General features: G+C 52.0%; 2 tRNA genes and 3 rRNA genes. All 5 read right to left on the reverse strand.

From position 1 onward, the window contains the following. Nucleotides 1–63 precede the first annotated feature (63 nt). The 5 genes from rrf to G3I67_RS14750 all read right to left on the reverse strand — a co-directional run bounded on the left by rrf (nucleotide 64) and on the right by G3I67_RS14750 (nucleotide 5,425). A 5S ribosomal RNA gene (gene rrf / locus G3I67_RS14730) occupies nucleotides 64–176 on the reverse strand. Between the two features lie 196 nt (nucleotides 177–372). Then, a 23S ribosomal RNA gene (locus tag G3I67_RS14735) occupies nucleotides 373–3,253 on the reverse strand. A 379-nt stretch (nucleotides 3,254–3,632) separates the two neighbouring features. After that, nucleotides 3,633–3,708, reverse strand: a tRNA-Ala gene (locus tag G3I67_RS14740). 9 nt (nucleotides 3,709–3,717) lie between these two features. Then, nucleotides 3,718–3,794 (reverse strand) — tRNA-Ile (locus G3I67_RS14745). A gap of 100 nt (nucleotides 3,795–3,894) precedes the next feature. Next, nucleotides 3,895–5,425: ribosomal RNA gene (locus G3I67_RS14750) — 16S ribosomal RNA — on the reverse strand. Together the 16S, 23S and 5S rRNA genes with 2 tRNA genes alongside form the textbook arrangement of a ribosomal RNA operon. Nucleotides 5,426–5,672 lie beyond the last annotated feature (247 nt).

Below are 5,672 nucleotides of genomic sequence, written 5' to 3' on the forward strand. Positions count from 1 at the left end.
TTTCCTACTCCCCAAAGACAAACCCCCGCAAGCTGATAGCATGCGGGGGTTTGAGGTGTAAGAGCTTGACGATGTCCTACTTTCACAGATGTACATCCACTATCATCGGCGCTAAGGTGTTTCACGGTCCTGTTCGGGATGGGAAGGGGTGGGACCACCTCGCTATGGTCGTCAAGCGTAGCTTGTTGAACGGCTGAGGATTGCTCACTCAGTCATTCCAATCTGGGAAGAAACACAATGTGAATTCAGTTTAGCTTGCAACGCATTTTAATCGCATTGCAGTCTATATATTGGGTTGCGTTGTTTTACGGTAATTTATTTCGAACGACACTCTCACACTACAACAATCAGGGATTTAACCTGTAGGGTTATAGGATCAAGCCGCACGGGCAATTAGTATCAGTTAGCTCAACGCATTACTGCGCTTGCACACCTGACCTATCAACGTCCTGGTCTTGAACGACCCTTTAGGGGGCTCTAGGCCCCGGGATACCTTATCTTCAGACGAGTTTCCCGCTTAGATGCCTTCAGCGGTTATCTCTTCCGTACATAGCTACCCGGCAATGCCATTGGCATGACAACCGGTACACCAGAGGTACGTCCACTCCGGTCCTCTCGTACTAGGAGCAGGCTCCGTCAAGTATCCAACGCCCACGGCAGATAGGGACCAAACTGTCTCACGACGTTTTAAACCCAGCTCACGTACCTCTTTAAATGGCGAACAGCCATACCCTTGGGACCGGCTACAGCCCCAGGATGAGATGAGCCGACATCGAGGTGCCAAACACCGCCGTCGATATGAACTCTTGGGCGGTATCAGCCTGTTATCCCCAGAGTACCTTTTATCCGTTGAGCGATGGCCCTTCCATTCAGAACCACCGGATCACTATGTCCTGCTTTCGCACCTGTTCGACTTGTCAGTCTCACAGTCAAGCACGCTTATGCCATTGCACTATCAGCACGATTTCCGACCGTACCTAGCGTACCTTCGAACTCCTCCGTTACACTTTGGGAGGAGACCGCCCCAGTCAAACTGCCCACCATGCACTGTCCCCGACCCGGATAACGGGACAAGGTTAGAACCGCAAACAAACCAGGGTGGTATTTCAAGGTTGACTCCATGCGATCTGGCGACCACACTTCAACGTCTCCCACCTATCCTACACAGGCCGGTTCACAGTCCAATGCAAAGCTACAGTAAAGGTTCATGGGGTCTTTCCGTCTAGCCGCGGGGAGATTGCATCATCACAAACACTTCAACTTCGCTGAGTCTCAGGAGGAGACAGTGTGGCCATCGTTACGCCATTCGTGCAGGTCGGAACTTACCCGACAAGGAATTTCGCTACCTTAGGACCGTTATAGTTACGGCCGCCGTTTACCGGGGCTTCGATCAAGAGCTTGCACCCCATCAATTAACCTTCCGGCACCGGGCAGGCGTCACACCCTATACGTCGACTTTCGTCTTAGCAGAGTGCTGTGTTTTTAATAAACAGTCGCAGCCACCGATTCTCTGCGGCCTCTTCATGCTCCGGGCGCGGGCCCTTCACACTACCGAGGCATACCTTCTCCCGAAGTTACGGTATCAATTTGCCGAGTTCCTTCTCCTGAGTTCTCTCAAGCGCCTTGGAATATTCATCCCGTCCACCTGTGTCGGTTTGCGGTACGGTCTTGTATGGCTGAAGCTTAGAGGCTTTTCTTGGAACCACTTCCAGTGACTTCGCGAACAAGTTCGCTCGCGCCACACCCTTGAATTACGCGCCCGGATTTACCTAAGCGCCTTCTCTAGTGCAGCAACAGGGACTTCCAACACCCTGATCACCTTTCGCAATCCGTCCCCCCATCGCACCATACAATGGTGCTGGAATATTAACCAGCTTCCCATCAGCTACGCATCTCTGCCTCACCTTAGGGGCCGACTCACCCTGCGCCGATGAACGTTGCGCAGGAAACCTTGGACTTACGGCGAGGGGGCTTTTCACCCCCTTTATCGCTACTCATGTCAGCATTCGCACTTCTGATACCTCCAGCAGCCTTTACAAGCCACCTTCGCAGGCTTACAGAACGCTCTCCTACCGCTTGTGATAAATCACAAACCCGCAGCTTCGGTCTATCGCTTAGCCCCGTTACATCTTCCGCGCAGGACGACTCGATCAGTGAGCTATTACGCTTTCTTTAAAGGATGGCTGCTTCTAAGCCAACCTCCTGACTGTCTATGCCTTCCCACTTCGTTTCCCACTTAGCGATAGTTTGGGACCTTAGCTGGCGGTCTGGGTTGTTTCCCTCTTGAGTCCGGACGTTAGCACCCGGTGCTCTGTCTCCCACGCTGTACTTGCCGGTATTCGGAGTTTGCCATAGTTTGGTAAGTCGCCATGACCCCCTAGCTATAACAGTGCTCTACCCCCGGCAGTAATACGTGAGGCACTACCTAAATAGTTTTCGGAGAGAACCAGCTATTTCCAGATTTGTTTAGCCTTTCACCCCTATCCACAGCTCATCCCCTAATTTTTCAACATTAGTGGGTTCGGTCCTCCAGCACGTGTTACCGTGCCTTCAACCTGGCCATGGGTAGATCATCTGGTTTCGGGTCTACGCCCAGCGACTGAATTCGCCCTATTCGGACTCGCTTTCGCTACGCCTTCCCTATTCGGTTAAGCTTGCCACTGAACGTAAGTCGCTGACCCATTATACAAAAGGTACGCAGTCACCCCCAAAGGGGCTCCTACTGTTTGTATGCACACGGTTTCAGGATCTATTTCACTCCCCTTCCGGGGTTCTTTTCGCCTTTCCCTCACGGTACTGGTTCACTATCGGTCGATTACGAGTATTTAGCCTTGGAGGATGGTCCCCCCATCTTCAGACAGGATTACACGTGTCCCGCCCTACTTATCGTACGCTTAGTTCCACAGCCGAAATTTCGTCTACAGGGCTATCACCTGCTATGGCGGGGCTTTCCATCCCCTTCAACTATCTCAACTGCTAAATCGTACAGGCTATTCCGATTTCGCTCGCCACTACTTTCGGAATCTCGGTTGATTTCTTTTCCTCGAGTTACTGAGATGTTTCAGTTCACCCGGTTCGCTTCCTCTGGCCTATGTATTCAGCCAGGGATACTGCTTGCGCAGTGGGTTTCCCCATTCGGACATCTACGGATCAAAGCTCGTTTGCCAGCTCCCCGTAGCTTTTCGCAGGCTACCACGCCCTTCTTCGCCTGTAATCGCCAAGGCATCCACCATGTGCACTTAGTCGCTTGATCCTATAACCATAAAGGCTATAAGTTCGCTGATTGATTTGTAGCGTTTGTGCCGTTCGCTTTCTTTGGCGCCCTATCCAATCGATTAGTCACCTAACCCATCAAACAGAGCCTTGAGAATTGAACAAATTATTAATGCAATCACAACCCGTTTAAAAGATTGCAACCATATCTAGCGACCTGTATCGCCAAACACAGCTACAACCATAAACTCTCGTTGTGCTTCTTCCAGATTGTTAAAGAACAAGGTCTTACATCAAACTTCAAACTCGAGGTTTAAAACTTCTCGCTTAAAGCCTAACGCTTAATACACCGCATCACTTGCTCGCGTGCACTAACCGTTGGACTCTACATACTGACTCGATCTACTCACCAGCATTCGTGGTGGAGGATGACGGGATCGAACCGACGACCCCCTGCTTGCAAAGCAGGTGCTCTCCCAGCTGAGCTAATCCCCCGCTAAACCCTGGTGGGTCTGGATGGACTCGAACCATCGACCCCCGCCTTATCAAGACGGTGCTCTAACCAGCTGAGCTACAGACCCGGCCGACTTGGCTTAAAACTCTTCCATACTTCCTATATTTACCTTGTCTACTTCGGACAACCGATAAGTGTGAGCGCTTTGGCTTCGTGACGCTGCTCTGAAAGGAGGTGATCCAGCCGCACCTTCCGATACGGCTACCTTGTTACGACTTCACCCCAGTCATGAACCCCACCGTGGTAATCGCCCCCCTTGCGGTTAGGCTAACTACTTCTGGTGAAACCCACTCCCATGGTGTGACGGGCGGTGTGTACAAGACCCGGGAACGTATTCACCGCGACATGCTGATCCGCGATTACTAGCGATTCCGACTTCACGTAGTCGAGTTGCAGACTACGATCCGGACTACGATCGGGTTTCTGGGATTGGCTCCCCCTCGCGGGTTGGCGACCCTCTGTCCCGACCATTGTATGACGTGTGAAGCCCTACCCATAAGGGCCATGAGGACTTGACGTCATCCCCACCTTCCTCCGGTTTGTCACCGGCAGTCTCATTAGAGTGCCCTTTCGTAGCAACTAATGACAAGGGTTGCGCTCGTTGCGGGACTTAACCCAACATCTCACGACACGAGCTGACGACAGCCATGCAGCACCTGTGTTCCGGTTCTCTTGCGAGCACTCCCAAATCTCTTCGGGATTCCAGACATGTCAAGGGTAGGTAAGGTTTTTCGCGTTGCATCGAATTAATCCACATCATCCACCGCTTGTGCGGGTCCCCGTCAATTCCTTTGAGTTTTAATCTTGCGACCGTACTCCCCAGGCGGTCAACTTCACGCGTTAGCTGCGCTACTAAGGCCCGAAGGCCCCAACAGCTAGTTGACATCGTTTAGGGCGTGGACTACCAGGGTATCTAATCCTGTTTGCTCCCCACGCTTTCGTGCATGAGCGTCAGTATTATCCCAGGGGGCTGCCTTCGCCATCGGTGTTCCTCCGCATATCTACGCATTTCACTGCTACACGCGGAATTCCACCCCCCTCTGACATACTCTAGCCCGGTAGTTAAAAATGCAGTTCCAAGGTTAAGCCCTGGGATTTCACATCTTTCTTTCCGAACCGCCTGCGCACGCTTTACGCCCAGTAATTCCGATTAACGCTTGCACCCTACGTATTACCGCGGCTGCTGGCACGTAGTTAGCCGGTGCTTATTCTGCAGGTACCGTCATCCACACGAGTTATTAGCCCGTGCGATTTCTTTCCTGCCAAAAGTGCTTTACAACCCGAAGGCCTTCATCGCACACGCGGAATGGCTGGATCAGGGTTGCCCCCATTGTCCAAAATTCCCCACTGCTGCCTCCCGTAGGAGTCTGGGCCGTGTCTCAGTCCCAGTGTGGCTGGTCGTCCTCTCAAACCAGCTACGGATCGTCGCCTTGGTGAGCCTTTACCTCACCAACTAGCTAATCCGATATCGGCCGCTCTAATAGTGAGAGGTCTTGCGATCCCCCCCTTTCCCCCGTAGGGCGTATGCGGTATTAGCTACTCTTTCGAGTAGTTATCCCCCGCTACTAGGCACGTTCCGATACATTACTCACCCGTTCGCCACTCGCCACCAGACCGAAGTCCGTGCTGCCGTTCGACTTGCATGTGTAAGGCATCCCGCTAGCGTTCAATCTGAGCCAGGATCAAACTCTTCAGTTTAATCTCTGTATATTTCGTATTTTCCATAGCCTGCGCCTAAGCACAGACCGGTCATACGTCGCTGCTCAAAGGAAGTGACTTCGTATTACTTCGGATAAATCCAAAGGTACTATTCACTTCAAGTGAGCACTTGTGATTTCATTTGCAGCGCCAAGACCTGTTACAGCCCCAGCACCTGCGCACTCATTCCAAGCGCCCACACTTATCGGTTGTCAAATTTTTAAAGAACAAGGTATTGCAAATTCGG

Source organism: Sheuella amnicola (genome assembly GCF_010499255.1).
GTDB lineage: Bacteria > Pseudomonadota > Gammaproteobacteria > Burkholderiales > Burkholderiaceae_B > Zwartia > Zwartia amnicola.